24 protein-coding genes are annotated in these 25,668 nt (G+C 70.8%); 9 read left to right on the top strand and 15 right to left on the bottom strand.

Annotation, left to right across the window (positions count from 1 at the left end; all coding sequences use genetic code 11):
• Positions 1-23: 23 nt before the first annotated feature.
• Positions 24-872: a class I SAM-dependent methyltransferase gene (locus MON03_RS04215; RefSeq protein ID WP_242090704.1), complete on the top strand. Its 849-nt coding sequence runs from the start codon at positions 24-26 to the stop codon at positions 870-872.
• A 145-nt stretch (positions 873-1,017) separates the two neighbouring features.
• Complete coding sequence (locus tag MON03_RS17360) at positions 1,018-2,334, top strand: carbohydrate-binding protein (protein ID WP_277927276.1); 1,317 nt, start codon at positions 1,018-1,020, stop codon at positions 2,332-2,334.
• A gap of 94 nt (positions 2,335-2,428) precedes the next feature.
• Here MON03_RS17360 and MON03_RS04205 read toward each other — a convergent pair whose 3' ends face one another.
• Positions 2,429-2,797 carry a twin-arginine translocase TatA/TatE family subunit gene (locus MON03_RS04205; protein ID WP_022905046.1) on the bottom strand — a complete coding sequence of 123 codons (369 nt, stop codon included), beginning with the start codon at positions 2,795-2,797 and terminating at the stop codon, positions 2,429-2,431.
• Between the two features lie 64 nt (positions 2,798-2,861).
• Here MON03_RS04205 and MON03_RS04200 point away from each other — a divergent pair, with 64 nt between their 5' ends.
• The gene (locus MON03_RS04200; RefSeq protein WP_022905045.1) at positions 2,862-3,494 is read left to right on the top strand and encodes an O-methyltransferase; all 633 of its coding nucleotides are present in this window, start codon (positions 2,862-2,864) and stop codon (positions 3,492-3,494) included.
• Positions 3,495-3,531: 37 nt separating this feature from the next.
• Here MON03_RS04200 and MON03_RS04195 read toward each other — a convergent pair whose 3' ends face one another.
• Together MON03_RS04195 and MON03_RS04190 are read right to left on the bottom strand one after the other, a co-directional pair.
• Positions 3,532-4,272, bottom strand: coding sequence for an AAA family ATPase (locus tag MON03_RS04195; RefSeq protein WP_242090702.1), 741 nt, complete (start codon positions 4,270-4,272; stop codon positions 3,532-3,534).
• 109 nt (positions 4,273-4,381) lie between these two features.
• Positions 4,382-4,552, bottom strand: a complete 171-nt coding sequence (locus tag MON03_RS04190) for a DUF3117 domain-containing protein (RefSeq protein WP_022905043.1) — start codon at positions 4,550-4,552, stop codon at positions 4,382-4,384.
• Between the two features lie 127 nt (positions 4,553-4,679).
• Between MON03_RS04190 and MON03_RS04185 the strand changes: the two genes are divergently transcribed.
• The gene (locus tag MON03_RS04185) at positions 4,680-5,828 is read left to right on the top strand and encodes an AI-2E family transporter (protein ID WP_042726901.1); all 1,149 of its coding nucleotides are present in this window, start codon (positions 4,680-4,682) and stop codon (positions 5,826-5,828) included.
• Positions 5,829-5,932: 104 nt separating this feature from the next.
• Here the strand turns inward: MON03_RS04185 and MON03_RS04180 are convergent, their stop codons facing one another.
• Together MON03_RS04180 and dapE are read right to left on the bottom strand one after the other, a co-directional pair.
• Complete coding sequence (locus MON03_RS04180) at positions 5,933-7,189, bottom strand: hypothetical protein (protein ID WP_242090700.1); 1,257 nt, start codon at positions 7,187-7,189, stop codon at positions 5,933-5,935.
• The gene (gene dapE, locus MON03_RS04175) at positions 7,174-8,256 is read right to left on the bottom strand and encodes a succinyl-diaminopimelate desuccinylase (RefSeq protein ID WP_022905040.1); all 1,083 of its coding nucleotides are present in this window, start codon (positions 8,254-8,256) and stop codon (positions 7,174-7,176) included. Before dapE ends, MON03_RS04180 begins: the two co-directional genes overlap by 16 nt.
• Before the next feature lie 209 nt (positions 8,257-8,465).
• Here dapE and dapD point away from each other — a divergent pair, with 209 nt between their 5' ends.
• Entirely contained in the window at positions 8,466-9,431 is a 966-nt protein-coding gene (gene dapD / locus MON03_RS04170) for a 2,3,4,5-tetrahydropyridine-2,6-dicarboxylate N-succinyltransferase (protein ID WP_242090698.1), read from the top strand.
• A 301-nt stretch (positions 9,432-9,732) separates the two neighbouring features.
• Here dapD and MON03_RS04165 read toward each other — a convergent pair whose 3' ends face one another.
• The 7 genes from MON03_RS04165 to typA form a co-directional block, all read right to left on the bottom strand.
• Positions 9,733-11,031, bottom strand: a complete 1,299-nt coding sequence (locus MON03_RS04165) for a citrate synthase (protein ID WP_242091412.1) — start codon at positions 11,029-11,031, stop codon at positions 9,733-9,735.
• Positions 11,032-11,230: 199 nt separating this feature from the next.
• On the bottom strand, positions 11,231-12,358 hold the full coding sequence (gene dapC / locus MON03_RS04160; protein WP_242090696.1) for a succinyldiaminopimelate transaminase: 1,128 nt from the start codon (positions 12,356-12,358) through the stop codon (positions 11,231-11,233).
• Between the two features lie 14 nt (positions 12,359-12,372).
• On the bottom strand, positions 12,373-12,690 hold the full coding sequence (gene fdxA, locus MON03_RS04155; protein ID WP_071292706.1) for a ferredoxin: 318 nt from the start codon (positions 12,688-12,690) through the stop codon (positions 12,373-12,375).
• Between the two features lie 9 nt (positions 12,691-12,699).
• Complete coding sequence (locus MON03_RS04150) at positions 12,700-13,890, bottom strand: PIG-L family deacetylase (protein ID WP_242090694.1); 1,191 nt, start codon at positions 13,888-13,890, stop codon at positions 12,700-12,702.
• A gap of 24 nt (positions 13,891-13,914) precedes the next feature.
• The gene (locus MON03_RS04145; RefSeq protein ID WP_242090691.1) at positions 13,915-14,457 is read right to left on the bottom strand and encodes a hypothetical protein; all 543 of its coding nucleotides are present in this window, start codon (positions 14,455-14,457) and stop codon (positions 13,915-13,917) included.
• Between the two features lie 70 nt (positions 14,458-14,527).
• Positions 14,528-15,721, bottom strand: a complete 1,194-nt coding sequence (locus MON03_RS04140) for an amidohydrolase (protein ID WP_175328534.1) — start codon at positions 15,719-15,721, stop codon at positions 14,528-14,530.
• Positions 15,722-15,864: 143 nt separating this feature from the next.
• On the bottom strand, positions 15,865-17,787 hold the full coding sequence (typA, locus tag MON03_RS04135; protein WP_175328533.1) for a translational GTPase TypA: 1,923 nt from the start codon (positions 17,785-17,787) through the stop codon (positions 15,865-15,867).
• A 138-nt stretch (positions 17,788-17,925) separates the two neighbouring features.
• Between typA and MON03_RS04130 the strand changes: the two genes are divergently transcribed.
• The 3 genes from MON03_RS04130 (at position 17,926) to MON03_RS04120 (ending at position 20,063) form a co-directional block, all read left to right on the top strand.
• Entirely contained in the window at positions 17,926-18,675 is a 750-nt protein-coding gene (locus tag MON03_RS04130) for a CPBP family intramembrane glutamic endopeptidase (protein ID WP_175328532.1), read from the top strand.
• Positions 18,676-18,840: 165 nt separating this feature from the next.
• A complete protein-coding gene (locus MON03_RS04125; RefSeq protein WP_242090689.1) occupies positions 18,841-19,320 on the top strand; it encodes a peroxiredoxin in 480 nt (159 codons plus the stop codon).
• 203 nt (positions 19,321-19,523) lie between these two features.
• Positions 19,524-20,063 carry a PH domain-containing protein gene (locus MON03_RS04120; RefSeq protein WP_242090687.1) on the top strand — a complete coding sequence of 180 codons (540 nt, stop codon included), beginning with the start codon at positions 19,524-19,526 and terminating at the stop codon, positions 20,061-20,063.
• A gap of 248 nt (positions 20,064-20,311) precedes the next feature.
• On the opposite strand, the gene MON03_RS04115 is transcribed toward MON03_RS04120, so the two are convergent.
• Positions 20,312-22,087: an ABC transporter ATP-binding protein gene (locus tag MON03_RS04115; protein ID WP_175328531.1), complete on the bottom strand. Its 1,776-nt coding sequence runs from the start codon at positions 22,085-22,087 to the stop codon at positions 20,312-20,314.
• A 146-nt stretch (positions 22,088-22,233) separates the two neighbouring features.
• Between MON03_RS04115 and MON03_RS04110 the strand changes: the two genes are divergently transcribed.
• The gene (locus MON03_RS04110; RefSeq protein WP_187289832.1) at positions 22,234-22,830 is read left to right on the top strand and encodes a PH domain-containing protein; all 597 of its coding nucleotides are present in this window, start codon (positions 22,234-22,236) and stop codon (positions 22,828-22,830) included.
• 14 nt (positions 22,831-22,844) lie between these two features.
• On the opposite strand, the gene MON03_RS04105 is transcribed toward MON03_RS04110, so the two are convergent.
• Together MON03_RS04105 and MON03_RS04100 are read right to left on the bottom strand one after the other, a co-directional pair.
• Positions 22,845-23,861, bottom strand: coding sequence for an ABC transporter permease (locus MON03_RS04105; RefSeq protein ID WP_022904759.1), 1,017 nt, complete (start codon positions 23,859-23,861; stop codon positions 22,845-22,847).
• Between the two features lie 85 nt (positions 23,862-23,946).
• A complete protein-coding gene (locus tag MON03_RS04100) occupies positions 23,947-25,470 on the bottom strand; it encodes an ABC transporter permease (RefSeq protein ID WP_204620474.1) in 1,524 nt (507 codons plus the stop codon).
• Positions 25,471-25,668 lie beyond the last annotated feature (198 nt).

The raw sequence follows: 25,668 nt of genomic DNA, 5'->3' as shown, positions 1-25,668 counted from the left end.
GTCCGCTCGGTAGGGTCGACGGCATGAGCACTGATCACGTCAGCGTCGACTGGGAGCAGGCCCGCGACACGAACCGCGCGAACTGGGACGACCGCGTCCCGATCCACGAGGGCGCCTACGAGATCGACGCGCTGGACGACCCGGCGCACCGGTCGGGAGTCGTCCGCGCGGACCTCCCCGTCCTGGCGCGCTGGCTGCCCGGCGGCTCGCTCGACGGGCTCGACCTCTGCCACCTCCAGTGCCACATCGGCACCGACACGGTGTCGCTCGCGCGGGAGGGTGCACGGGTGACCGGCGTGGACTTCTCCCCCGCCGCGCTCGCATCCGCCCGTGCCCTCGCCGACCGACTCGGACTCGACGTCACCTGGGTCGAGACGGACGTCCTGGACGCACGAGCGGCGGTCGCCGGCGACTTCGACGTGGTCTACACGAGCATCGGCACGATCTGCTGGCTCGACGACCTCGAGCGTTGGGCCGTGCAGGTCGCCGCACTGCTCCGCCCCGGTGGCGTGTTCTTCATCCGTGACGGACACCCGGCGCTCTACGCCCTCGATGAATCCGCGGACGAACTCGTCGCACGTCACCGGTACTTCGCCGACGGCACCGCGCAGCAGTGGGACGAATCGGGCACGTACGCGGGTGACGGGACCGTCGCGAACACCCGGACGTACGAGTGGCCGCACCCGCTGTCCGAGATCGTGAACGCCCTCCTCGGGGCCGGGCTGCGGCTGCGTCTCCTCGACGAGGGCCGGACGTTGCCGTGGCGGTTCAGCGAGCGCATGGAGGACACCGGTGACGGCGAGTTCGCCTGGCCGGGCTCCGATCGCGACCGGGTCCCGACCACCTTCACCGTCGTCGCGACGAAGGACTGATCCCGAGACCTGTACGTCCTTTCATGGACAGGTCGTTCCCGCGAGTGCATTGTGCAGGAGTATTCCACAATGCTCCTGCGGAATCGGGTCCGCAGGGGTTCCAGCCCGCCCGGCGACGATGCCGGGCCGAGGACAGGAGAACCGTGTGATCAGCAGGACCAGGACCAGGATCGGCATCGTCGCGGTGGTGGCGGCAGCGCTCGCGGGCGGCGCCGTCGTCGCAGCCCCGGCGACCGCCGCCACACCGGCGTGCGCGACCGCGTGGAGCGCGGGCACCGCGTACTCCGGCGGCGCCACCGTGAGCGAGAACGGCACCAACTACACCGCGAACTGGTGGACGCAGGGCGATGATCCGGCGACGCACTCGGGAGCGACCGGGAGCGGGCAGCCGTGGAGCTCGACCGGCGCCTGCAGCGGGACGAGCACCGGAGGCGGGACCGGCGCCGGTGGCGGAACGGGTACCGGCGGCGGGACGGGTACCGGGGGCGGAACGGGGACCGGCGGCAGCGGCGGCACCGCGAGCGGACTGGTCTTCAGCCCGTACAAGGACGTCACGGTGAACCTCGACTGGAACACGAACGTCATGAACACGGCGGTCACCGGGACGCGCATCCCCGTCGTCGGATCGTCGAACAGCCTCGTGTCGACCCGCGAGCCGGGGCTGAAGGCCATCACCCTCGCGTTCGCGACAGGCACCTGCGGTAGCGAGAACTGGGGCGGCGTCGCCGCGGATGCGTTCGCGAGCGCCAACATCCCGAAGCTCGACGCCGCGGGGGTGAACTACATCGTCAGCACCGGCGGCGCTGCTGGGTCCTTCACGTGCTCGGGGACGGCACTGCAGTCCTTCATCGCCCGGTACGCGACCTCGCACATGATCGGCGTCGACTTCGACATCGAGAGCGGACAGTCGACCGCCGACGTGCAGAACCTCGTGAACGCCGCGGCGCTCGCGCAGGCGAAGTACCCGGGCATGCGGTTCTCGTTCACGCTCGCGACCCTCGCGGCGTCCGACGGGTCGTACGGCGGCCTGAACAGCACCGGCGACGCCGTCGTCAAGGCCATCACGGCGTCGACGCTGACCCACTACACGGTCAACCTCATGACGATGGACTTCGGGCGGGCCACCACCGCGAACTGCGTCCTCTCCGGATCGACCTGCGCGATGGGACGGTCGGCGATCCAGGCCGTCACGAACCTCGAGCACACCTACGGCATCGCCCCGTCGAAGATCGAGGTCACCCCGATGCTCGGCGTGAACGACGCCTCGGACGAGGTCTTCACCCTCGCCGACGTGGACACGCTGACGTCCTACGCGAAGGCGAACGGCCTGGCCGGCATCCACGTGTGGTCGCTCGACCGTGACACGCCGTGCTCCTCGACGACGGCGATGGCGACGTGCAGCTCGGTCCCGAGCGCACCGGCACTCGCGTGGACCGACCGGTTCCTCGCCGACCTGCAGTAGACGCCACCACGTGACGGACTGGAGGCCCGGTGCCGGCTGGCACCGGGCCTCCAGTCCGTCGTCCGGTCACCTGCCGGACCGTCGGCCCGCGTCGTCAGGTGGCTTCGTTGTCGAACGGGGCCGCCTCGCCGGCGGCGAGCGGCACCACGGGTGCCGTCGCGCGGACCTTCGACGCCGTGACCTGCGCCGTCTCGACGGCAGCGACGCTGCCACCGCTGTCGAGCAGCGCGTCACGGATGATGCGACGGGGGTCGTACTGCCGGGGATCGAGCTTCTGCCACTCGATGTCGTCGAACTCGGGGCCCATCTCGTCGCGCATCCGCTCCTTCGCGGTGTCGGCGAACCGGCGGACGGCCTTGACGAAGTCGGCGAGCTTCGCGGCGTACGTGGGCAAGCGCTGCGGCCCGACGATCAGGACAGCGATGATCCCGATGACCAGGAACTTCTCGAAGCCGTCGAACACGGTACGAGCGTAACCGGTCCGCCCCGCGCATCACCCGTAGAGTTGTCCTCCGAACGGAGTGTGCGTGTCAGAGAAAGAGTCGAACTGGAAGTTCGCCGAGGACATCGTCGCCGAACCCGAGACGATCGCCCGCGCGCGTGAGCACTCGCTGGAGCTCGGGGTCGAGGCGATCTCCCCTGCCATCGGTGCGCAGATCAGCGTGATCGCCGCGGCGTCGCGGGCGACGAGCATCATCGAGATCGGCACCGGGCTCGGCGTCTCCGGGTTGTACCTGCTCGCCGGCGCACCCGAAGCGACCCTGACCACGATCGACGTCGAGGTCGACCACCAGCAGGCGGCCCGGGACGCGTTCCTCGCCGCCGGCACCGCTCCCGCGCGCATCCGGCTCATCCCCGGGCGGGCGAACCAGGTGCTCCCCCGGATGAACGAGGCCTCGTACGACGTCGTGCTCGTCGACGCCGACCCGGAGCACGTGATCGAGTACGTCGAGCACGGACTGCGGCTCGCACGCCTCGGCGGGACCGTGCTGGTGCCGCACGCGCTCTGGCGGGGACGCGTGGCGGACCCGGTGAAGCGGGACCGCGCGACGACCGACTTCCGACTGCTCCTCACCGAGGTGTCGACCTCCGGTGCGGTCCGGAGTGCGCTGTCGCCCGCCGGAGACGGGCTGCTGCAGCTCACCAAGCTCACGGCGTAGTCGGGCTCCTCGGGTCACGTCGTCGGGCTCGTCAGGGTCAGTCGTCCTCGTCACGGAGGTGGCGCAGGTAGCGTTCCGGGGACTCGAGGAACGACCGCTGGTGCCGGACGAGGTCCAGGTCCTCCCATGCCGTGCGGCGGAGCCCCCACTCCCCCACCTCGTAGATCGTCGCGCCGGGGAACGCGGCCAGCACCGGTGAGTGCGTCGAGAGGATGACCTGGCCCACACCGCTCTCCACGATGGACTGCAGGAGGCCGATCAGGGCCAGGCACCCGGAGAACGACAGCGCCGACTCCGGCTCGTCGAGGATCCAGAGCCCGGGCCACCGCGCACGGTCGATGACGAAGTCGAGGAAGGACTCGCCGTGGCTGCGCTCGTGGAACACCGGCTCGGGTCGGCTCGGGTTCGGGTGCTCCTCGAGGTAGGTGAAGAACCCGTGCATGGTCTCGGCGCGGAGGAAGAACCCGCCCCGGGGAGCACCGAAGTCGCGACGGAGGCGGATGTGCTCACACAGCATCGACTCCGACGGTCTCGTGGAGTGCCGCGAGCCCGTGCCGCCGCCCTCCGGCCCCATCCCGAACTGCAGCGCGATCGCCTCGACGATCGTCGACTTGCCGACGCCGTTGTCCCCGACGAACACGGTCACGGGGTCGAGGTCGAGCCCCTCGTCGAGCAGCTGCCGGACGGGCGGCAGCGTCGCCGGCCAGACGTCGCGGGGCATCGGACCCGGGTCGTTGAACTCCTCGACCCGGGTGATCGGCATGTGGGACCTGCGCACGAGGACATCCTGCCCGGCGCCACCGACGGCCCCGGTCCGGACCCGGTCCGGACGCGACGGAGCCCGGAGCGTACGCGCTCCGGGCTCCGTCGTTCAGTGCTTCGACGGACTAGGCCGAGACGACCTCGGCGAGTGCGTCGTGGAGTTCCTTGGCCTCGGCATCGTTGACCGAGACGACCAGGCGGCCTCCACCCTCGAGCGGAACCCGCACGACGATGAGTCGACCCTCCTTAACAGCCTCCATCGGCCCGTCACCGGTCCTCGGCTTCATGGCTGCCATCAGATGTCCCCTTTCGTGCAGTACATGCCGTCCCATTATCCCGTATCGGAGGGGCAACTGCGAAACCGCCCAGGTTGGGGGTCGCGAAACGCGACGTTCTCGCGGCCTTCCTCCCTAACCTTGGCGGATGCCGAACATCCGCTCAATGCTCCGCGGAGCCGAATCCGCAACCGCCGAGGACTCCGTACCCGCGGGCATGCGCATCGCCGCGGCGTTCTCGTGGCGCATGCTCGTCGTCGGCGCGGCCCTCGCCGTCGTCGTCCTCCTCGTGGTGCTCCTGCAGGACATCGTCGTCCCGTTCCTCATCGGGCTGCTGCTCTGCGCGTTGCTCGTCCCGATGTCGTCGTTCCTCCGACGGCACCACTGGCCGAAGTGGACCGCGATCCTCACCAGCCTGGTCTCGGTGCTCGTCGCGATCGGCGGCCTCGGGCTCATCGTCACCGCGCAGATCCGGTACGACCTGCCGTCGCTCGAGAAGCGCCTGCACAACAGCATCTCCTCGCTGCAGACGCTGCTCGCCTCGGAGCCGTTCGGCATCACGGCCAGCCAGGTCAACCGCTGGATCTCGGACGGCTCCGACTACCTGCAGTCGCACGCCTCGTCGATCTTCTCGGGCTTCCTCGCCGCGGGCTCCGGTGCGATCCACGTCTTCGAGGGGCTGTTCATCATCGTCTTCACGACGCTGTTCGTGCTCATCGACGGGCCACGCATCTGGCAGTGGGTCGTCCGCATCTTCCCCCGACGTGCCCGCGCCCGCATCGACGTCGCCGGTCACGCCGGATGGAAGACGCTCACGAGCTTCATCCGCGTGCAGCTCGTCGTGGCGATCACCGACGCGCTCGGCGTGGTCATCGGCGCGCTCATCCTGCAGATCCCGCTCGCGATCCCGATCGGCGTCATCGTGTTCTTCGGCGCGTTCGTGCCCGTCGTCGGCGCGATCGTCGCCGGCATCGTCGCCGTGGTGATCGCGCTCGTGTTCAACGGCTGGGTGCCGGCGCTCATCATGCTCGGCATCATCGTCCTCGTGCAGCAGCTCGAGAGCCACGTCCTGCACCCGTTCCTGACCGGCAGCGCCGTGAAGGTGCACCCGCTCGGCGTCGTCCTCGGCGTCACCGCCGGCACGACGATCGCCGGAGTCGTCGGCGCGTTCTTCGCCGTGCCGTTCATCGCCACGGTGAACGCGATGGTGAACGCCGCGGCCGCGTGGCGCCCGGAGGACGGTGTGCCGTTGTCCGACATCGAGCGCATCGAGCGGCACGAACCGGCCGAGGACTAGCGGACGGCGCTGACGGACGGCGTCGGCGGGAGCGCCTCCCGTCGCGGCAGCCGCTCCGCGCGGTCAGCCGTGCTGAGCAGCCTCGTGCGACTGCGCCGCACCGATCACGGCGGCGTCCAGTCGTAGCCGTCGACCCACCAGTTCGCGTACAGCCACACCCACTGCAGCACGAGCGCGACGGCGACCAGCAGCACCCGGTAGGTCTTGGACCGCGGCAGCGCCACCACGGCGAGCAGCGGCGCGATGGGCAGCAGGATCCGCCACGTGCTCGACTGCGGGAAGAACACCGCGAGCAGGTAGACCAGGTAGGCGACCACCCAGAGCCGCAGCTCGAGTCCGACCCGACGCGCCGCCGGCACGAACAGGAGCACTCCGACCGCGGCGAGTCCGACCGGGATCGCCAGCGCGGCGACCCAGCCGCCCGGCCAGCCCAGCCACCAGGTGAAGCCCTCGACCCACGGGGAGAAGGGCACGAGCTCGCCCCACCCGACGTACGACGAGCGCCACGCGAGCTCGGTGTCGGTGTACGCCTTCGGTGCACCGGTCACCGCCCACGCGATCGCCGGCCAGGCGAGGCCGACGGCCCCGGAGACGACCGCGACGAGCGCTGGCGGCAGCGCGGACCGCAACGTGGGTCGGGCGGGTTCACGGACCCATGCCGGTCGGAACCACCAGACCGCGAGGAACAGCACGAGGAAGAACGCGAACGCCAGGCCGGTGGGACGGGTCATCCCGAGCAGCAGCACCACGGGCAGCATCGTCCACCAGCGGCGGTCGACCGCGAGGAGCAGCGCCACCAGCAGGAGGAACAGGCCCATCGCCTCCGCGTACGCGACCTGGAACATGACCGAGGTCGGCGCGACGCACAGCAGCACGGTGGCGAACGTCGCACGCGGCGCATCGAGGAAGCGGCCGACGAGTCGACGGAACACGAGCGCCGCGCCCCAACCCGCCACGAGGGACACCGTGACCGCCACCGCCTCGAACGACGCTCCGGTGAGGAGCATCAGCCCGCGCACGAGGAACGGGTACGCCGGCATGAAGGCCCACGCGTTCTCGGTGACGTGCCCGGCTGCGTCCACCGGCAGTGTGGAGGGGTAGCCCCCGGTGGCGATGACGCGGTACCAGGCGCCGTCCCAGATCGATGCGAAGGCCAGGTAGGACGGGTGCTCGGCCGTGAACGAGTTCGCCGACTGCACCGCCGCGAAGCCCTGCATCATCACGGTGGTGACGATGCGGGCGAGGACGTAGACCACGGTGATCCGCGCCCACCACGGCACCGCGCGGTAGCGGGCACGCCACCGGACGGCCGAACGCGACCGTGCGCGGAGCGTCCCGCCGGCCGTCAGGCGGTCAGCCACCGACGGAGGCCGTCCTCGACCGAGGTGATCTGCGCGAGCGGGACCTGCTCGTCGTCGTGGTGCGCGAAGACCGGCTCGCCCGGGCCGTAGTTGACCGCGGGGACCCCGAGGGCGGAGAAGCGGGCGACGTCGGTCCAGCCGTACTTCGGCCGGGGCGCGGGACCGCCGACCGCGGCGACGAACTCCTGGGCGAGCGGCGCGTCCAGCCCGGGGCGGGCGCCGGCGGCGAGGTCGACGATCTGCACGTCGTACCCGTCGAACAGCTCGCGGATGTGCGCGACGGCCTCGTCCGCGCTGCGCGACGGGGCGAACCGGTAGTTGACGTGGACCATGACCTCGTCCGGGATCACGTTGCCGGCGATGCCGCCCGTGATGCCCACGGCGTTCAGGCCCTCGCGGTACTCGAGCCCGTCGACCGTGACCGTGCGCGGCTCGTACGCCGCGAGCGTCGCGAGGACCGGCGCGGCCTTGTGGATCGCGTTGTCGCCGATCCAGCTCCGGGCACTGTGCGAGCGCTTGCCGTACGCACGGACCTCGGCGCGGAGGTTGCCGTTGCACCCGCCCTCGATCTGCGCTCCGGACGGCTCGCCGAGGATGGCGAAGTCACCGGCGAGGAGCTCCGGCCGGGTCCGCGCCAGGCGACCGAGGCCGTTCAGCGCGTCGCTCACCTCTTCGTGGTCGTAGAAGACCCACGTCACGTCGTTCGTCGGCTCGGCGAGGTCGTACGCGAGCTTCAGCTGCACGGCGACGCCGGCCTTCATGTCGACGGTGCCGCGGCCCCAGAGGATCTCGGTGCCGTCCTCCGCCGTGCGGAACTCGGTCGGCAGGTTGTCGTTGAGCGGCACGGTGTCGATGTGCCCGGCGATGACCACCCGGCGGTCGCGGCCGAGGGTCGTCCGCGCGACGATCGCGTCGCCGTCGCGCGTGACCTCGAGGTGCGGCAGCGGCGCGAGGGCCGCCTCGATCGCGTCGGCGAGGGCGCCTTCGTTGCCCGACACCGACTCGATGTCGCAGATGGCACGCGTGATGTCGATGGACGAGGCGGTGAGGTCGAGCGGCTCCGGCATGCGGGCAGCCTACCGGCCGACCCTTGCCACCCCCACCGAGCCCACCACCTGTGGAACGTCGGCAGCTCGTCCACAGGTGGCGTGCCTCCCGGCCGGCCCACCGGGACAGGGCGCCTGCGTGTGCACCGTCCTGGAGGCCCGCGACGGGTCCTCCACAGGCCGTCCAGCCGGACGGTGGTCGGCTACGGCACCTCGGTACCCTTGGTCCCGTGACCGACACGACCGCCACCGACCGCCCGACCACCGCCTGGGGCCACGGCCTCGCGACGATCGCCGCCGACGGCACGACGCTCGACACCTGGTACCCCGAGACGCACCTCGGCCCGGTGCCCGCCGACGCGACGTTCCCGGCGGACCTGCAGGCCCACGTCGGCGACGACCCCCGCCGTGCCGTCCGGATCGAGGCCGTCACGACCGAGGTCACGATCGACGCCGCCCCTGCGAGCACGCCTGACGCGTACCTCCGCCTGCACCTGCTCAGCCACCTGCACGTCCGCCCGAACGAGGTGAACCTCGACGGCGTGTTCGCGCACCTGCCGATCGTCGCGTGGACCAACGCGGGCCCCGTCGCCCCGGCGGACCTCACCCGCCTCCGTCCGGCGCTCCAGCGGGCCGGGATCGCGGTGCACGCGATCGACAAGTTCCCGCGCCTGGTCGACTACGTCGTGCCGGACCGCGTGCGCATCGGCGACGCCAACCGCGTGCGCCTCGGTGCACACCTCGCCCCCGGGACCACCGTCATGCACGAGGGCTTCGTGAACTTCAACGCCGGCACCCTCGGCGACGCCATGATCGAGGGACGTGTCTCGCAGGGTGTCGTCGTCGGCGACGGCACCGACATCGGCGGCGGCGCGTCCATCATGGGCACGCTCTCCGGCGGCGGGACCCACCGCGTCTCCCTCGGCGCGCGGGCACTCCTCGGGGCGAACGCGGGGCTCGGCATCTCCCTCGGCGACGACTCCGTGGTCGAGGCCGGTCTCTACGTGACGGCCGGCACGAAGGTCGTCCTCGTCGGTACCGCCCCGAACCCGGACGGAACGGCGAAGACCGTCAAGGCCGCCGAGCTGTCGGGCACGCCGAACATCCTGTTCCGCCGCAACTCCGTGACCGGCGCGGTCGAGGCCCTGCAGCGCCAGGGGCAGGGCGTCCAGCTCAACACCGCGTTGCACGCGTAGCGCCACGCGCACGCGCACCCGGGCCTCCAGGCGGTGGCGGTCGCGATCGTCAGTGAACGCGACCGCGGTGGCGGTCGCGATCGTCAGTGAACACGCCCACCGCGCGCCGGACTGCACGTACCCGTGCGCCTGCGCCGGCCGGTGCGAGCGGTCACGACGCCCCGCTCACGTTCGCCGGACGGTCAAGAACTGTCGTCCTCGGCGCCGCCACCCGACAGATCGTGACCGCTCGGCGGACCTGAGCGGGGTGTCGCGACCGACCCCGGACCCCGGACCCCGGACCCCGGACCGCACCCGACGCCTACCGCGCCGGCAGGTCCCGCTCGGGGTGCCCCACGTACAGCTGCTGCGGACGCCCGATCTTGTTCAGCGGGTCGTTGTTCAGCTCCCGCCACTGCGCGATCCACCCCGGCAGCCGCCCGATCGCGAACAGCACCGTGAACATCCGCGGCGGGAAGCCCATCGCCTTGTAGATGATGCCCGTGTAGAAGTCGACGTTCGGGTAGAGCTTGCGGCTGACGAAGTACTCGTCCTCGAGCGCGATCTGCTCGAGCTCCATCGCGATGTCGAGCAGGTCGTCCTGCACGCCGAGGGCCTCGAGCACCTCGTGCGCGGACTCCTTCACGAGCTTCGCGCGCGGATCGTAGTTCTTGTACACGCGGTGCCCGAAGCCCATGAGCTTCACGCCGCGCTCCTTGTTCTTCACCCGCTCGACGAACCGCGACACCGGCTCGCCGGAGTCCTTGATCTGCTGGAGCATCTCGAGCACGGCCTCGTTCGCACCGCCGTGGAGCGGCCCGTACAGGGCGTTGATGCCCGCCGAGATCGAGGCGAACATGTTCGCCTTCGTCGACCCGACCAGGCGCACCGTCGCGGTCGAGGCGTTCTGCTCGTGGTCCTCGTGCAGGATGAGCAGCCGCTCGAGCGCCTTCGACAGCACCGGGTTCGGCACGTAGGTCTCGGCCATGGTGCCGAAGTTCAGCCGGAGGAAGTTGTCGACGAAGGACAGCGAGTTGTCCGGGTAGAGGAACGCCTGGCCGATCGCCTTCTTGTGCGCGTAGGCGGCGATGACCGGGAGCTTCGCGAGGAGCCGGACGGTCTGGAGCTCGACCTTCTCGGGGTCGTCGACGTCCATGTCGGCCTCGTAGTAGGTCGACAGGGCGCTCACCGCGCTGGAGAGGACCGACATCGGGTGCGCCGAGTGCGGGAGGGCGTCGAACAGGCGACGGAGGTCCTCGTGCAGCAGCGTGTGCCGCCGGATCCGCGCGTCGAAGGACTCCAGCTCGTCCGCGGTGGGCAACTCGCCGTAGATGAGGAGCCAGGCGACCTCGAGGAAGGTGCAGTTCGACGCCACCTGGTCGATCGGGTAGCCGCGGTAGCGCAGGATCCCCTGGTCGCCGTCGATGTACGTGATCGCGCTCTTCGTCGAGCCGGTGTTCACGAAGCCGTAGTCGAGGGTGTTCATCCCCGTCTGCTTCTTGAAGGTCGAGATGTCCACCGTGGACGCACCGTCGACGCTCGGCAGGATCGGGAACTCCGCCGAGCCACCCGGGTACGTCAGCGTCGCGGTCGCGGTCTGCTGCTCGGCAGCCGGGCTCACGGGGACGGGCGTGGTGGGCGGTGTGGCCGTCTTCTGAGCGTCGTTGGCAGTGTCAGTCACGGTGACAGCCTAATCGCGCGCACTGTCGGTCGTGCACACCCCCGTGCTCCGGGATTGGTGGGAACCACGGATTGCGCTGGCAGCGCACCACGTGGTGCGCGCCGGACGGGAGGCACGACACCCGCCCGACGGACCCCGTTCAGTCCGCGTCCACCCGGCCCACGCGTCGGCCGCTCGCGAGCCGCTGCGCGGCCGCGGCGATCCGGTCGTCGGTGGCGGTGAGCGCCACCCGGACGTGCTCGGCCCCGGCAGCGCCGTAGAAGGTGCCGGGAGCGACGAGGATGCCGTGGTCGGCCAGCCAGGCGACGGTGTCGAGCGCGGGTTCGCCCCGCGTCACCCAGAGGTAGAGCCCGGCCTCGCTGTGGTCGACCCGGAAGCCGGCGCCGTCGAGTGCCCGTCGGAGCATGTTCCGCCGGGTGCGGTAGCGCGCCTTCTGCTGCTGCACGTGGGACTCGTCCTCGAGCGCGACGATCATCGCCTGCTGCACGGGCAGCGGCGGCATCATGCCGGTGTGCTTGCGGACGGCGAGGACGTCCGCGAGCAGGTCGGCGTCGCCGGCCACGAACGCCGCACGGTACCCGGCGAGGTTCGACTGCTTCGAGAGCGAGTAGACGCTGAGGACACCCGCGAGCGAGTCGCCCACGACCCGGGGGTCGAGGATGGTCGGCGTCGGAGCGGCGTCGTACGGCGGCTCCCAACCGAGCTCGGCGTAGCACTCGTCGCCGACGATGACCGCACCGAGCTCCCGTGCACGCCCGACCGCTGCCCGGAGCTGCTCGACCTCGAGCACGCGCCCGTCGGGGTTCCCCGGTGAGTTCAGCCAGACGAGCTTCGTCGTGGCGGGCCACGCGGCAGGGTCGTCGGAGGCGAACGCAGTGGCACCGACGAGCGCGGCACCGAGCTCGTACGTCGGGTACGCGGCCTCGGGGAACACGACGGTGTCGCCGCGGCCGATGCCGAGCCAGAGCGCGAGGCCCGCGATGAACTCCTTCGACCCGATGGTCGGCAGCACCTGGTCCGCGGTCAGCGTCACGCCCTGCCGGCGGCCGTACCAGGCGGCGATGGCTTCGCGCAGGGCGGGCGTCCCGGCGACCTGCGGGTAGGCGTGCGCGTCGGTGGCCTCGGCGAGCGCGCGACGGACGAGATCGGGAGTCGGGTCGACGGGCGAGCCGACGCTGAGGTCGACGATGCCGCCCTCGTGCGCGGCCGCGCGCTGCTTGTACGGGACGAGCTGGTCCCAGGGGAAGTCGGGGAGGTCGAGCGCCACGTGCGGGACCGGGGTCAGCCGCGCGGGGGCTCGGCCAGGACGACCGGGTGGTCCTTGTGGATCACGCCGACCTTCGCGGCGCCGCCGGGCGAGCCGACCTCTTCGAAGAACTCGACGTTGGCCTTGTAGTAGTCGGCCCACTCCTCGGGGAGGTCGTCCTCGTAGTAGATCGCCTCCACCGGGCAGACCGGCTCGCACGCTCCGCAGTCGACGCATTCGTCGGGGTGGATGTACAGCGAGCGGTCGCCCTCGTAGATGCAGTCGACCGGGCACTCGTCGATGCAGGCGCGGTCCTTGACGTCCACACAGGGCTGAGCGATCACGTACGTCACGGGTCGAGTCTACTCACGGCCCTGGGCAGGTCCGGACAGCCGGGCGCCGCCGCGAGTGGGACGACGGGTGTCGCCGAAGTCCGGCCAGACGAGGACGACGAACGCCACCGCGGTCGGCGCGATCATCCACACGTAGCCCGCGGTGTTCGCGAGGACGAGCTGGAGGAGGAACGTCGTGGCGATCGCGATGCCGAGCCAGGCCGCCACGACGGGCACCCGCGACCGGGACAGCAGTCGGAGTCCGGCGAGCAGCCCGACCACGACGAGCGTCGGCAGGAACGCCCCGATCGGGAACGTGCCGATGGTCTGCTGGTGCGTGACGGAGCCGAGGCCTCCCGCGACGAGTCCGAGCACGAACGACACGACGACCGCGGTGGCCTTGCCCTGCGGGGTGAACTCCGCGAAGGTCTGCGGCGTCGGCGGCACCGCGTCCGCGTCGTGCCGGAAGGCCTCGACCGCCGGGGCGACCTGCCGCTCACCGTGCGGCATCACCCACGACAGCGCGGTCGGGTCGGCGGGGTCGACCGGGTCGACCGTCAGCTGCGACCGGTACTGCTCGAGGGCGGCGCGGACCTTGGCCCGGACCGGCGCGACGTCGACGGTGAGGTCGGCGAGCCCGGAGTCCGGGTCGACGATCATCGAGAACGGGACCTCCTCGGCCTTCGCGGCGTACCGGGCCGCGTGGTGCACCCGCACGTGGTCCGGGTGCCCGTAGCCGCCGTCGTCCGCGTAGCTGACCACGGCGTCCGCCATCGTCGAACGGATCGCGGCGCGGACGTCATCCACGACCTCGCCGAGGTCGGCCATCGTGAGCGAGTCCGCCGGGGCGTCGTCGGCGGCCGTCGCACGACCGTCCGGTCCCCACTGCATCCCCGAGTCGGCGTACCGACGCTCGGGCAGGTCGGTCGGGCGCGCTCCCGGTCCCCCGAGCCAGCGGTGCGCCGGAGAGCCGAGCGCGGCCAGGGCCGCTGCGATCTCGCCCTCGCGGTGGGCGGCGACGCGGGGGCCGTCGCCTTCGAGCGGCGCGAGCTCGGGAGTGAGCATCGCGCCCCGCTCGCCGCGGGTCGCCGTGAGGACGGTGACCTCGGCGCCGAGCTCGAGCAGGGTGGCGATCGTCCCGCCCGACACGAGGGTCTCGTCGTCGGGGTGGGCGTGCACGAACAGGACGCGCTCTGGGCGGGTGACGGGGGCCTCGGACATCGGGGACCAGCGTACGGGAACGCCCTAGCGCGGGGTCACGATGTAGGTCGCGGTGACCCCGGCGTCGGTCTTCGCGACGGTCAGGACGACGCGGTACCCGTCGCTCCGGAACAGGCCGAACGCGCTCGTCGAGTCCGCCCGCTGCACTGACTCGGTGTACCCGGCACCGGTGAGGGCGTCGGCCGCGGCCTGGAACCCGTCGACCGACCCGACCCGGACCTGGGCGACCCAGCCGGAGCCGTCCGGACCCGCTCCTCCGCCGAGGACCGTGCCGTCGACGAGCGGGACGTCCGTCGTCGGGAACCCGTCCGGGAGTTGCCCGTCCGAGGTCACCTTCGCTCCCTTGAGCGCCGTGTCCAGCGCGCCGTCGATGCCCCCGGCGACCGAGGCCATGCCGTCCTGGATCGCCTTGCCGTCGATGCCCTTGACGGTCTCGGACACGCCCGACGCGACGCTCGACCCGAAGTCGGTGGTCTGCTTGACGGACTCGGACGAGCAGCCGCTCAGCCCGGCGAGGGCGATGCCGGCGGCGACGGCGGCGATCAGGGTGCGGGTCGGGGTACGCATGCGCAGCACCATAGATGGTCCGACGGGAGGCCCGGCGCGTGTTCGCTGTGAACCTCCCGTCCGGCGGCGGTCAGGCCAGGTACGCGCGCGCCGCGGCCACCGCCGCGTCGACGCCGACCGGGATCGCCGTCTCGGCCTGGGGTGCGTAGAACGGCGAGTGGTTGCTCGGGATGTCCCGGCCGGTGCGGAACAGCTCCGGGTCGGTGATGCCGGTGAACCAGTAGACGATCGGCACGCCCGCGGCGGTGGCCAGCTGGCCGACGTCCTCGGACGCCATGGCGAGGCCGGACTCGAGGTCGATCGCGTTCGGCACCGCGGCACCGACGGCCGCGAGGACCTTCGCCGCCTGCTCCGGGTCGTTCACGAGCACGTCCGCTCCCGGCGAGCGCTCGATGGTCGGCGCCGGGAGGCCGCCCGCCTCGCTCTCGGCGCGGACGATCCGCTCGATCGAGCTGATGATCCGGGCGCGGGTCTCCTCGTTCCGGGCGCGCGTCGAGATCTCGATGACCGCCTGGTCCGGGATGATGTTGGCGCGGGTCCCGGAGTGGAACGAGCCCACGGTGACGACGCCCGCGTCGCTCGGTGCGACCTCGCGCGCGACGACCGTCTGCAGCCGCACCACCGCGGATGCGGCGGTGACGATCGGGTCGAGGGACGCCTGCGGTGCCGAGCCGTGCGCCCCGCGGCCGGTGAACGTCACGGTCAGCCGGTCGCTCGACGCCATGACCGGCCCGGAGCCGACCGCGACGGTGCCGACCGGTGCGGGTGCGGAGTGCTGACCGAGGACGACGTCGGGCTGCGGGAAGCGCTCGACGAGCCCGTCGTCGATCATCGCGCGGGCTCCGGAGATGACCTCCTCCGCCGGCTGGAACACCGCGACGACCGTGCCGTGCCACTCGTCGGTCGTCGCGACGAGGCGTTCGAGCGTGCCGAGCAGCCACGTGACGTGGATGTCGTGGCCGCAGGCGTGCATCGTCGCCACGGTGGCGCCCGATTCGTCCTGGCCGGTGTGCTCGCTCGCGTACGGCAGACCGGTGCGCTCCTGCACGGGCAGCCCGTCCATGTCGGCGCGGAGCCAGATGGTCGGTCCCTCGCCGTTCGTCAGGACCGCGACGACGCCCGTGCCGCCGACGCCCGTCGTGACCTCGACGCCGGACAGCTCCGCGAGCCGCTCGGCGATCACCCCCGCCGTCCGGGTCTCCTGGAAGCCGAGCTCCGGGTGTGCGTGCAGGTCCTGGTAGATGGCAAGCAGATCGAACGTCACCCGTCCACCGTACAACCGAGCCGTGGGACGCCGACGGCCCGGCCACCTCGACGAGGTGACCGGGCCGACGGACGGAGGACGGGCCTCCAGGCTGATGCTGATGCTGACGCGACGCTCCTACGCGACGGGCCTACGCGACGTGCCTACGCGTCCTGGCGCTTGAGGCGGGCGTACGCGCGCTGGCGGGCCTGCGCGTCCAGCTCGACCTTGCGGATGCGGACGGCGTCCGGCGTGACCTCGACGCACTCGTCCTCGCGGGCGAACTCGAGGCACTCCTCGAGCGACAGCTGCCGCGACGGGGTCATCGACTCGAAGGTGTCGGCCGTCGACGAACGCATGTTCGTCAGCTTCTTCTCCTTCGTGATGTTCACGTCCATGTCGTCGGCGCGCGAGTTCTCGCCGATGACCATGCCCTCGTAGACCTCCTCCGTCGGGTTGACGAAGAACGTCATCCGCTCCTGGAGGTTCGTGATGGCGAACGGCGTGACGACACCGGAACGGTCGGACACGATCGAGCCGTTGATGCGGGTCTGGATCGGGCCGGCCCACTCGCCGTAGCCGTGCGAGATCGCGTTCGCGATGCCGGTGCCGCGGGTCTCGGTGAGGAACGAGGTGCGGAAGCCGATGAGGCCGCGCGACGGCACGATGAACTCCATGCGGATCCACCCGGTGCCGTGGTTCACCATGTTCTCCATGCGGCCCTTGCGGGCGGCCATGAGCTGGGTGATGGCGCCGAGGTGCTCTTCCGGCGTGTCGATCGTCATGTGCTCGTACGGCTCGAGGAGCTTGCCGTTCTCGTCGCGCTTGGTGACGACCTGCGGCTTGCCGACCGTGAGCTCGTAGCCCTCACGACGCATCTGCTCGACGAGGATGGCGAGCGCCAGCTCACCGCGGCCCTGGACCTCCCAGGCGTCCGGGCGGCCGATGTCCTGGACCTTGAGCGAGACGTTGCCGACGAGCTCGCGGTCGAGGCGGTCCTTCACCATGCGCGCGGTGAGCTTGTGGCCCTTGACCTTGCCGACGAGCGGGCTGGTGTTCGTGCCGATCGTCATCGAGATCGCCGGGTCGTCGACCGTGATGGTCGGCAGCGGGCGGACGTCCTCGGGGTCGGTCAGCGTCTCGCCGATGGTGATGTCCTCGAAGCCGGCGACGGCGACGATGTCACCGGGGCCCGCGGACTCGGCCGGGTAGCGGTCGAGGGCCTTCGTGATGAGCAGCTCGGTGATGCGGGCGTTCTGGACGGAGCCGTCGTGCTTGACCCACGCGACCGTCTGCCCCTTCTTCATCGTGCCGTGGAAGATGCGCAGCAGCGCGAGGCGGCCGAGGAACGGCGAGGCGTCGAGGTTCGTGACGTGTGCCTGGAGCGGGTGCTCGTCGTCGTACGTCGGGGCCGGCACGTGCTGGAGGATCGCCTCGAACAGCGGCTCGAGGTCTTCGTTGTCCGGCAGGCTGCCGTCGGCGGGCTTGGTGCGCGACGCGGCACCGGCGCGACCGGAGGCGTAGACCACCGGGACGTCGAGGATGGCGTCGAGGTCGAGGTCGTCGACCTCGTCCGACAGGTCGGAGGCCAGGCCGAGCAGGAGGTCCTGCGACTCGGAGACGACCTCGTCGATGCGGGAGTCCGGGCGGTCCGTCTTGTTGACGAGCAGGATCACCGGGAGCTTCGCGGCGAGGGCCTTGCGCAGCACGAAGCGGGTCTGGGGCAGCGGGCCCTCGGACGCGTCGACGAGCAGCACGACACCGTCGACCATGGAGAGGCCGCGCTCGACCTCACCACCGAAGTCGGCGTGGCCGGGGGTGTCGATCACGTTGATCGTGATGCGGCCGCCCGGGTTGAACTCCTCGGCGTGCTTCCCGTTGTAGAGCACCGAGGTGTTCTTCGCGAGGATGGTGATGCCCTTCTCGCGCTCGAGGTCGTTCGAGTCCATCATCCGGTCTTCGCCCTCGAAGTGGGCGTCGAACGAGTTGGTCTGCGTGAGCATCGCGTCGACGAGGGTGGTCTTGCCGTGGTCGACGTGTGCCACGATGGCGACGTTGCGCAGGTCGGACCGGGTGGCGAGCGCCATACAGGACATCCTTTGGTGTTCGGAAGAAGATCGGGCGGCCGACGGCGGCGCGTGCGCCGTGGTGGCACTGCCCGGAGGTGGGCAGAACGCCCGACACGCCAGTCTACCGGTAAGTCGCAAGCAGCAGGAGTACAGACCATGAGCCGACGGCGAACGTGGACCGAGATCACGATCGTCCTGCTGCTGTCGCTCGGCGGCAGCGCGCTGTACTCGATCCTGCAGATCATCGACGACCTGTCGCAGACCACACCCCTCGGACAGCAGTCCACGGCCCTCAACCAGTCGACGACGACCGTCCAGTACGTCGACCTCGCCCGACAGCTCGTCGGCATCGCGGTCGACCTCGCCCCGGTGGCGCTCGTCTGCTACCTCCTGTGGAGCACGACCCGCCCGCACCTGGGCCGGCTCGGCATCGACCGGTTCCGGGTGCGGCCGGACCTCGGCGGCGCGGCCCTCATCGCGCTGTGCATCGGCATCCCCGGGCTCGCGCTCTACTTCACCGGACGCGCACTCGGCTTCACGGTGAACGTCGACCCGGCGGCGCTCGACTCGTACTGGTGGACGATCCCGGTCCTGCTGCTCTCGGCGGTGCGGTCGGGCCTGCAGGAGGAGGTCATCGTCATCGGGTACCTCTACGAACGGCTCGGCGGGCTCGGCTGGGGGCGGTGGCAGGTCATCCTGTCCACCGCGGTGCTGCGCGGCAGCTACCACCTCTACCAGGGCTTCGGCGCGTTCGTCGGGAACGCCGTCATGGGCATCGTGTTCGGGTGGATCTACACGAAGTGGGGTCGGCTCCTCCCCCTCGTCATCACACACTGCCTGCTCGACGCAGTGGTGTTCGTCGGCTACCCGTGGGTGGCAGCGGCGTTCCCGCAGCTCTTCCGCTGACGACCGGACCGTCGACGCTCGTCCTCGGCAGCGTTCCCGGGCGCGGACTCCCCCGTTCGAGCGTCAGCGTCCTCACCGACCACGTGCACCCCACTTCTGGGCGCACACAGCGGATCCACAGCGATCCGCGGCCAGGTCGCCGATCCACGGCCGTACCGTGAGCACATGAGCATCCCCGAGGTCGGCGAACCAGCGCCGGTCTTCAGCCTGGCCGGCACCGTCGTGCGCGACGGCAGTCGGACCGACGGCGTCTACGACCTGTCCGCGCAGATCGGCCGCACCGTCGTGCTCGCCTTCTACCCGGGCGACGCGACCCCCGTGTGCAGCGCACAGCTGTGCAGCTACCAGGAGGAGCTCGACGACTTCGACGAACTCGGCGCCGTCGTGTGGGGGATCAGCCCCCAGGCGCTCGACTCCCACGAGTCCTTCGCGCGGGGCTCGTCGCTGACCTTCCCGCTCCTGAGCGACCCGTCCGGCGCGGTCGTCCGGTCCTACGGGGTCCGTGCACCGGGCATCGGCCTCCGGCGCTCGGTGTTCGTCATCGGACCCGACGGGATCGTGCGCTGGCGGCACGTCGGCATGGTCGGCCTGCGCTTCCCGAAGGCGGAGGTCATCCGCGAGCAGATCGAGCAACTCGTCGGCTGACGGCGTGTCGGTCTCCGGAATCTCCCAGCTTGGGGTATTGACACCCGAACGGGGGTGCGGGGACGATTGGCGCAACGAGAGGTCCACGTTGGACTTGCCTCCCCGGAGAATCGGGTCATCCGGAGATACGCGCCGGTGTGTCACACCCGCTCCCCGGATGTCTCCGGGGAGGCGCTCTCGGAACACTCTCCTACGCTGTGTGTGTGACCATCATCGTCGCGCCCGGGATGCGCGTCCTCGCCGTCGCGCTGTGGGCCGTGTCCGTCGCGCTCGTCCCCCTCGCGGTCGTCGGCGACGGCTCCCCCTGGCTGGCGCCCCTCCCGAGCCTCTTCATCATGTTCTTCGCTTGGGCCGTGCTCTGGCGCCCGCGCATCGTGCTCACCCCTGAGGCGCTCCGCATCGTCGACGTCCGTCGCGAGAGCACCTACGCCTGGCGGCGCGTCACCGACGTCCGGACCAAGTACGGGCTCGAGGTCGTCTCGAGCGAGGGCGTGCGCCGCACCTGGATCGCGACGCGGCCGACGGCCCGGCTCGGTTCCCTCCGGCCTGGAGGCACGGTCCGGCTCAGCGTCGAGGCTGCGGCCGACGAGGTGCGCGCGATGGTCCCCGCGGTCGTCGAGCAGGACGGCCCGCCCCCGGCGAGCGTCACCGCTGCGCCGATCGTGCACCGGGCGCACGGCTGGTCCGTCCTCGCGCTGGTCGTGCTCGGGTTCGTCGGGGCGATGGCGGCCGCGCAGCTCTAGCGGTCGCGCAGCGCTCGCGGCCACGCAGCGCTCGCGGCCACGCAGCGCTCGCGGCCACGCAGCGCTCGGCGCGTCCCCGAGCCGGGCGGGCCCGGCGAGGCGGGCGGGCCCGGCGAGGCGGGCGCACACCGTGCCTCCAGGCCGACCCGGCACGCACCGAGTGCGACCGGTGCCGGGGCCCGGACGGACCGCGCCCCTCGACACCGGAGGGTGTCGAGGGGCGCGGTCGGTCGTGTCGCCCTGCAGGCCTACTCGTCCGAGCCGGCGGCGAGGATCTGCCGCCGCAGCTCGCGACGCTCGCGCTGGACGTCGGGGTCCGGCAGCGGCACGGCGGCGATGAGGCGCTGCGTGTACGGGTCCTGCGGGTCGCGGAGGATCTGGTCACGCGTGCCGACCTCGGCCAGGTGGCCGTGGTGGAGCACCGCGATGCGGTCGGCCAGCACGTCGATGACCGCGAGGTCGTGCGTGACGAAGAGGCACGCGAACCGGAACTCGCGCTGCAGGTCCTTGAGCAGCTCGAGCACCGTCGCCTGCACCGAGACGTCGAGCGCCGAGGTCGGCTCGTCCGCGATGAGCAGCTTCGGCCGGAGGGCGAGCGCGCGGGCGATGCCGATGCGCTGCTTCTGGCCGCCGGAGAGCTCGTGCGGGAAGCGCGTCGAGTACGACGTGGGGAGCCGGACCGCCTCGAGCAGCGACTCGACCTCCCGCTCGAGCTCGCGTCCCTTCATCCCCTTGCCGAGGAGCAGCGGCTCCCCGATCGACTGTCCGATCGTCATGCGCGGGTTCAGCGACGACGACGGGTCCTGGAAGACGATGCCGGCGTTCTGGTGCACCTGGCGGACGAGCGATCGGGTCGGCTTCGAGAGGTCGATGCCGGTGACCTCGAGCCCGCCCGACGTGATCGGCAGCAGGCCGATCGCGGCACGTCCGAGCGTGGACTTGCCGGAACCGGACTCGCCCACGAGGCCGACGACCTCACCCTCGTGCACGGACAGGTCGACGCCGTCGATGGCCCGGAACGCCTTGACGCGGCCGCGGCCCGGGTACTCGATCACGACGTTCGAGAACTCGAGCACCGCCGGCCCGAGCGTCTGCACGACGTCCGTGTGGGTGAGGGTCTCCCCCACGTGCACGGGTGCGTCGCTCTCGACCACCGACTCGAGGGTCTCGGTGAGGTCGATCACGGTGTCGCCGGCCTGACCGAGGCGGGGCACGGCGTCGAGCAGCGTGCGGGTGTACTCGTCCTGCGGCGCCGCGAAGACGTCGCGGACCGTACCGGTCTCGACCGCCACGCCCTGCTGCATGACGACGATGCGGTCCGCGAGGTCGGCGACGACGCCCATGTCGTGCGTGATCAGGAGGACCGCGCTGCCGAGCTTGCCGGCGAGGTCGCGGATGAGGTCGAGGATCTCCGCCTGGACGGTGACGTCGAGGGCGGTGGTCGGCTCGTCCGCGATGAGGAGCTTCGGGTCGCAGGAGATCGACTGCGCGATCATCGCGCGCTGCCGCTGACCGCCCGAGAGCTGGTGCGGGTACGAGTTGAACGCCTTCTGCGGGTCCGGCATCTCCACGAGCGTGAGCAGCTCGATGGCGCGGTCCTTGGCCTCGTTCGGCGAGATGCCGTAGTGGATGCGGAGCGTCTCGACGATCTGGGACCCGACGGTGAAGACCGGGTTCAGGGCCGTCATCGGCTCCTGGAAGATCACCGCGATCTCCTTGCCGCGGTACTCCCGGAGCTGCGCCGACCGGAGCCCGAGGAGCTCCTTGCCGTTGAACTCGATCGAGCCGTTCACGCGGGCGTTGCGGGGCAGGAGGCCGAGGATCGACATCGAGCTCACGGACTTGCCCGAGCCGGACTCGCCCACGAGCGCGAGGACCTCACCGGAGTGGATCTCGTACGAGAGGTGCTTGACCGCGGGGGTCCAGACGTCGTCGACCGCGAAGTCGACGTCGAGTCCGGAGACCTTGACGACGGGGGTGCTGGTGGCGGCCGGGGTGGTGGCCGCGGAGGCGGGCGTGCTCAACGACGTCCGGTCCTTTCCCGACCGCTCGTGGCGGCCGCGTGGGTGGTGTTGGTGAGGCGACGACGGGGCGACAGGCGTCGGGCCGCACGGCCCGGACCTGCGACGATGGAGGCATGCCTGCCTCCCCGTCGACGCGCGATGTGTTCGTGTCCAGGTTCAACCGCGGACTCGCGGTCGCGCTCTGGCTGATCGTGGCCCTGCTGTTCGTCACGACCGTCCTGACCGACCGGACCTGGACGGCCCGGGCGTTGGCGGTCGTGCCGACGCTGTTCGGCGTCGCGCTCGGCTGGGTCGCGCTCTGGCGTCCGCGCATGACGGTCGACGACGACGGCGTCGAGGTCGTCAACGTGTTCCACACCGTGCGCGTGCCCTGGGCGGCGCTCGTGCACGTCGACACGCGCTTCGCCCTGAGCCTGGTCACCCCGAGCCGGCGCGTGTCGGTCTGGGCCGCCCCGGCGCCCGGTCGTGCCGGAGTGGCACTCGCGAGGCGTCAGGAGCAGCGACACGGCCGCAGCGTCCCGGACACCGGCGACGGCGGACGCCGGGCCGGGGACCTGCTGTCCACCGCGTCGGGCGACGCCGCCTACCTCGTCCGCCACCGCTGGGACCAGCTGCGCGAACGCGGCGCCATCGAGCTCGGCACGGCCGACGCCGTGCGCGTGCCGGTCACACTGCACTGGGCGTCGATCGTGCTGCTCGCGGCGACCGCCGTCGGCGGCTGGTTCGCGATCGCGGCGCGCTAGGAGGGCGGCGGACGTCACGCGCTGATCATCTCCGAGCCGGAGGTGTTCTGCGGCTCGCGCGTCTTGCGGAGGCTGAACCGCTTGGAGCGCGGGTCGAAGGCGTCGCGCAGGCCGTCACCGATGAAGTTCACGCAGAGCGCGAGCAGCACGATGAAGGTCGCGGGCCACCAGAACAGGTACGGGCGGGTCTGGAACGCGGACTGGTTCTGGCTGATGAGCAGACCCAGCGACGAGTCCGGCGCCTTGATGCCGTAGCCGAGGTAGCTCAGCGCCGTCTCGAGCAGGATCGCCGAGGCGATGAGCAGCGTCGCGGAGACGATGATGACGCCGATGGCGTTCGGGAGGATGTGCCGGAAGATGATCCGGGCGTCCGACGCGCCGGCGACCCGGGCCGCCTCGACGAACTCGCGCTCGCGGAGCGAGAGGAACTCCGCACGCACGAGACGGGCGATGACCATCCACGAGACCAGGCCGAGCAGGAGCGCGAGGCCCCACGCGCCGAGACCGTTCGCCGTCTTGCCGACCACGGCGCCGATGACGATCGCGGGGATGACGATGAAGATGTCGGTGATGCGCATGAGGACGGCGTCCACGGTGCCGCGGAAGTAGCCCGCGATGGCGCCGATCACGACGCCGATGAACGTGGCGAACAGGCCGATCACGATCATGACGAGCACGGAGTTCTGGATGCCGCGCATGGTCAGCGCGAAGTAGTCCTTGCCGATGCGGTCCTGCCCGAACGGGTGGTCCGCCGTCGGCGCGCCGCCGTTCTGCAGGTCCTCGAGCGCCTTGTACGAGTAGTGCCACCAGCCGGGGATCGGGCCGAGGCCGACCGCTGACACGGCGAACACCAGCACGAGCAGGTAGACGATCAGTGCGATGACGGCCAGCTTGTTGGCGAGGAAGCGACGGAGGATGATCCGTCCCTGGCTCTCGCCGACGCGCTTCTCGTGCGAGCCGGGGGTCTCGCCGACGTCCGTGCCGTCGCCGATGTTGGGTTCGAGCGGGGCGCCGCCCTGGATCGTGCTCATCGGTTGTCCTCCTGGAGGTGCAGGTCCGCCTGGTCGGTGGGTCCCGTGACCGCGGCCGTGGCGACGGTCGTCGTCGTGGCGGCGGTCATCGGACGCGCACCCGCGGGTCGAGGGCCGAGTAGGCCAGGTCGGCGAGGAAGTTGAAGGCGATCGCGGTGATCGCGATGACGAGGAAGTACCCCATCACCGGGTTCACGTCCGTGATGGACAGACCGCTGTTGAACAGGCTGCCCATGCCGGAGATCGCGAAGACGCGCTCCGTGATGATCGCGCCACCGAGCAGCGCGCCGATGTCGGTCGCCACGAGCGTCGCGATCGGGATGAGCATGTTGCGCAGCGCGTGGCGCACGATGACGGTGCGCTCCGGCAGGCCCTTCGCCCGAGCGGTGCGGACGTAGTCCTGGTCGAGGACCTCGAGCATGCCCGACCGCGAGTACCGCGTGTAGCTCGCGAAGCTGATGAGCAGGAGCGAGATCGTCGGCAGCAGCAGGTGCGTGTACGTGTCGATGCCGGTGATCCAGATGTCGCCGGTCAGGCCGGGGGTCTGCGAGCCCACCGTCGCGATCGGACGCGACACGTAGTTCTGCGTGTAGTCGATCCACGAGCGCATGAAGCGGTCGAGCAGGATGACCCCGGCGCTGAGGAACGCCGTCAGCGCACCGATGCGCATCATCAGCCCGCGGTCGTGTCCGCCGACGAAGTAGCCCGACGCGAGGCCGACGAGCACGGTGACGATCGCGAGGATGACGATCGTGCCGACGGACGACACGTTCAGCAGGCCCTGGATCGCGAAGTACGCGATGATCGCGGCGAGCACGTTGATGCCCGCGGTGAGCCATGCACGACGGTTCTTCGTACCGGCGAGGAGCGTCACCATCGCGAGGCCGATGCCGGCGGTGAAGAGGATCACGAAGACCGGGCCGAGCGACGGGTCGGTGAACCAGCCGGTGGCCTGCATGAGCAGGAGCATGCCAGCGGTCACGACCGCGCTGACCGCGAAGACGATCAGGCGACGCTTCAGGATGCCGCCGACGATCAACTGGATGACGAGACCGACGACGACGGCGATCACGACGAGGTTGACCGGCGGGATCCTCGGGTCGACGAGGAAGTTGTTGTAGTCGAGCGCGATGAACGACTTCAGGAGCACGGCCATCAGGAAGGACGGCAGCGAGTAGAGGAAGAAGCTGACCAGGGTGATCGAGTAGTCGAAGCCCGAGTAGACGCGCAGCGCGGTCACGACGCCGAGACCGATGCCGAAGATGATCGCCAGGACGAACGAGAACGTCACCAGCTGGATCGTCGAACCGACGGCCTGCGGGAGCAGCTGGGCGACCGGCTGGTTCTGGAACGTCACGCCGAGGTCGCACTGACCGATGACGCACTTGCCGACGCCGCTGATCCACAGACCCCAGCGCAGCGGCGGGATCAGGTCGAGGTGCTGCGCTGCGACTCGTGCGGCGATGAGCTGCTCACGGTTCGGCGAGTTGCTCTGTTGGAGGTCCTGCAGGGGGTTCCCCGCGATCGCCGCCAGGTTGTACATGATGAACGACGCGGCGATGAGGATGAGGACCGAGACGAGGATCCGTCTCGCGATGAAACTCACCATGGGCGATGGGTGCCTCTCCGGTGTGGTGGTTCGTGCTGCTGGTCGTCCGATCGGGCGGCCCGAGCAGCAAGGGTACTGGGTCCCGCGGGCAGGGTCGTCTTCGACCATGCTCAGCGGCGTGGGGCCGGGTCTCGGCCGTGGGGGTGTAGGCCGGTCGGTGTCCCGGCTCACGGGAGGGCGCCGGACTCGTCGAGTCCG

Origin of the sequence: Curtobacterium sp. DN_7.5, from assembly GCF_022655355.1 — a bacterium.
Lineage (GTDB): Bacteria > Actinomycetota > Actinomycetes > Actinomycetales > Microbacteriaceae > Curtobacterium > Curtobacterium luteum.
This window is presented reverse-complemented; position numbering and strand designations above follow the sequence as displayed.

Bases quoted from the DNA above. Each gene is read 5' to 3' on its own strand.
- MON03_RS04215 (WP_242090704.1), top strand. From the start codon at position 24: ATGAGCACTGATCACGTCAGCGTCGACTGGGAGCAGGCCCGCGACACG.
- MON03_RS04190 (WP_022905043.1), bottom strand. From the start codon at position 4,552: ATGGCAGCCATGAAGCCGAGGACCGGTGACGGGCCGATGGAGGCTGTT.
- MON03_RS04185 (WP_042726901.1), top strand. From the start codon at position 4,680: ATGCCGAACATCCGCTCAATGCTCCGCGGAGCCGAATCCGCAACCGCC.
- dapE (WP_022905040.1), bottom strand. From the start codon at position 8,256: ATGCCGGAGCCGCTCGACCTCACCGCCTCGTCCATCGACATCACGCGT.
- MON03_RS04150 (WP_242090694.1), bottom strand. From the start codon at position 13,890: ATGTCCGAGGCCCCCGTCACCCGCCCAGAGCGCGTCCTGTTCGTGCAC.
- MON03_RS04145 (WP_242090691.1), bottom strand. From the start codon at position 14,457: ATGCGTACCCCGACCCGCACCCTGATCGCCGCCGTCGCCGCCGGCATC.
- typA (WP_175328533.1), bottom strand. From the start codon at position 17,787: ATGGCGCTCGCCACCCGGTCCGACCTGCGCAACGTCGCCATCGTGGCA.
- MON03_RS04130 (WP_175328532.1), top strand. From the start codon at position 17,926: ATGAGCCGACGGCGAACGTGGACCGAGATCACGATCGTCCTGCTGCTG.
- MON03_RS04125 (WP_242090689.1), top strand. From the start codon at position 18,841: ATGAGCATCCCCGAGGTCGGCGAACCAGCGCCGGTCTTCAGCCTGGCC.
- MON03_RS04105 (WP_022904759.1), bottom strand. From the start codon at position 23,861: ATGAGCACGATCCAGGGCGGCGCCCCGCTCGAACCCAACATCGGCGAC.
- MON03_RS04100 (WP_204620474.1), bottom strand. From the start codon at position 25,470: ATGGTGAGTTTCATCGCGAGACGGATCCTCGTCTCGGTCCTCATCCTC.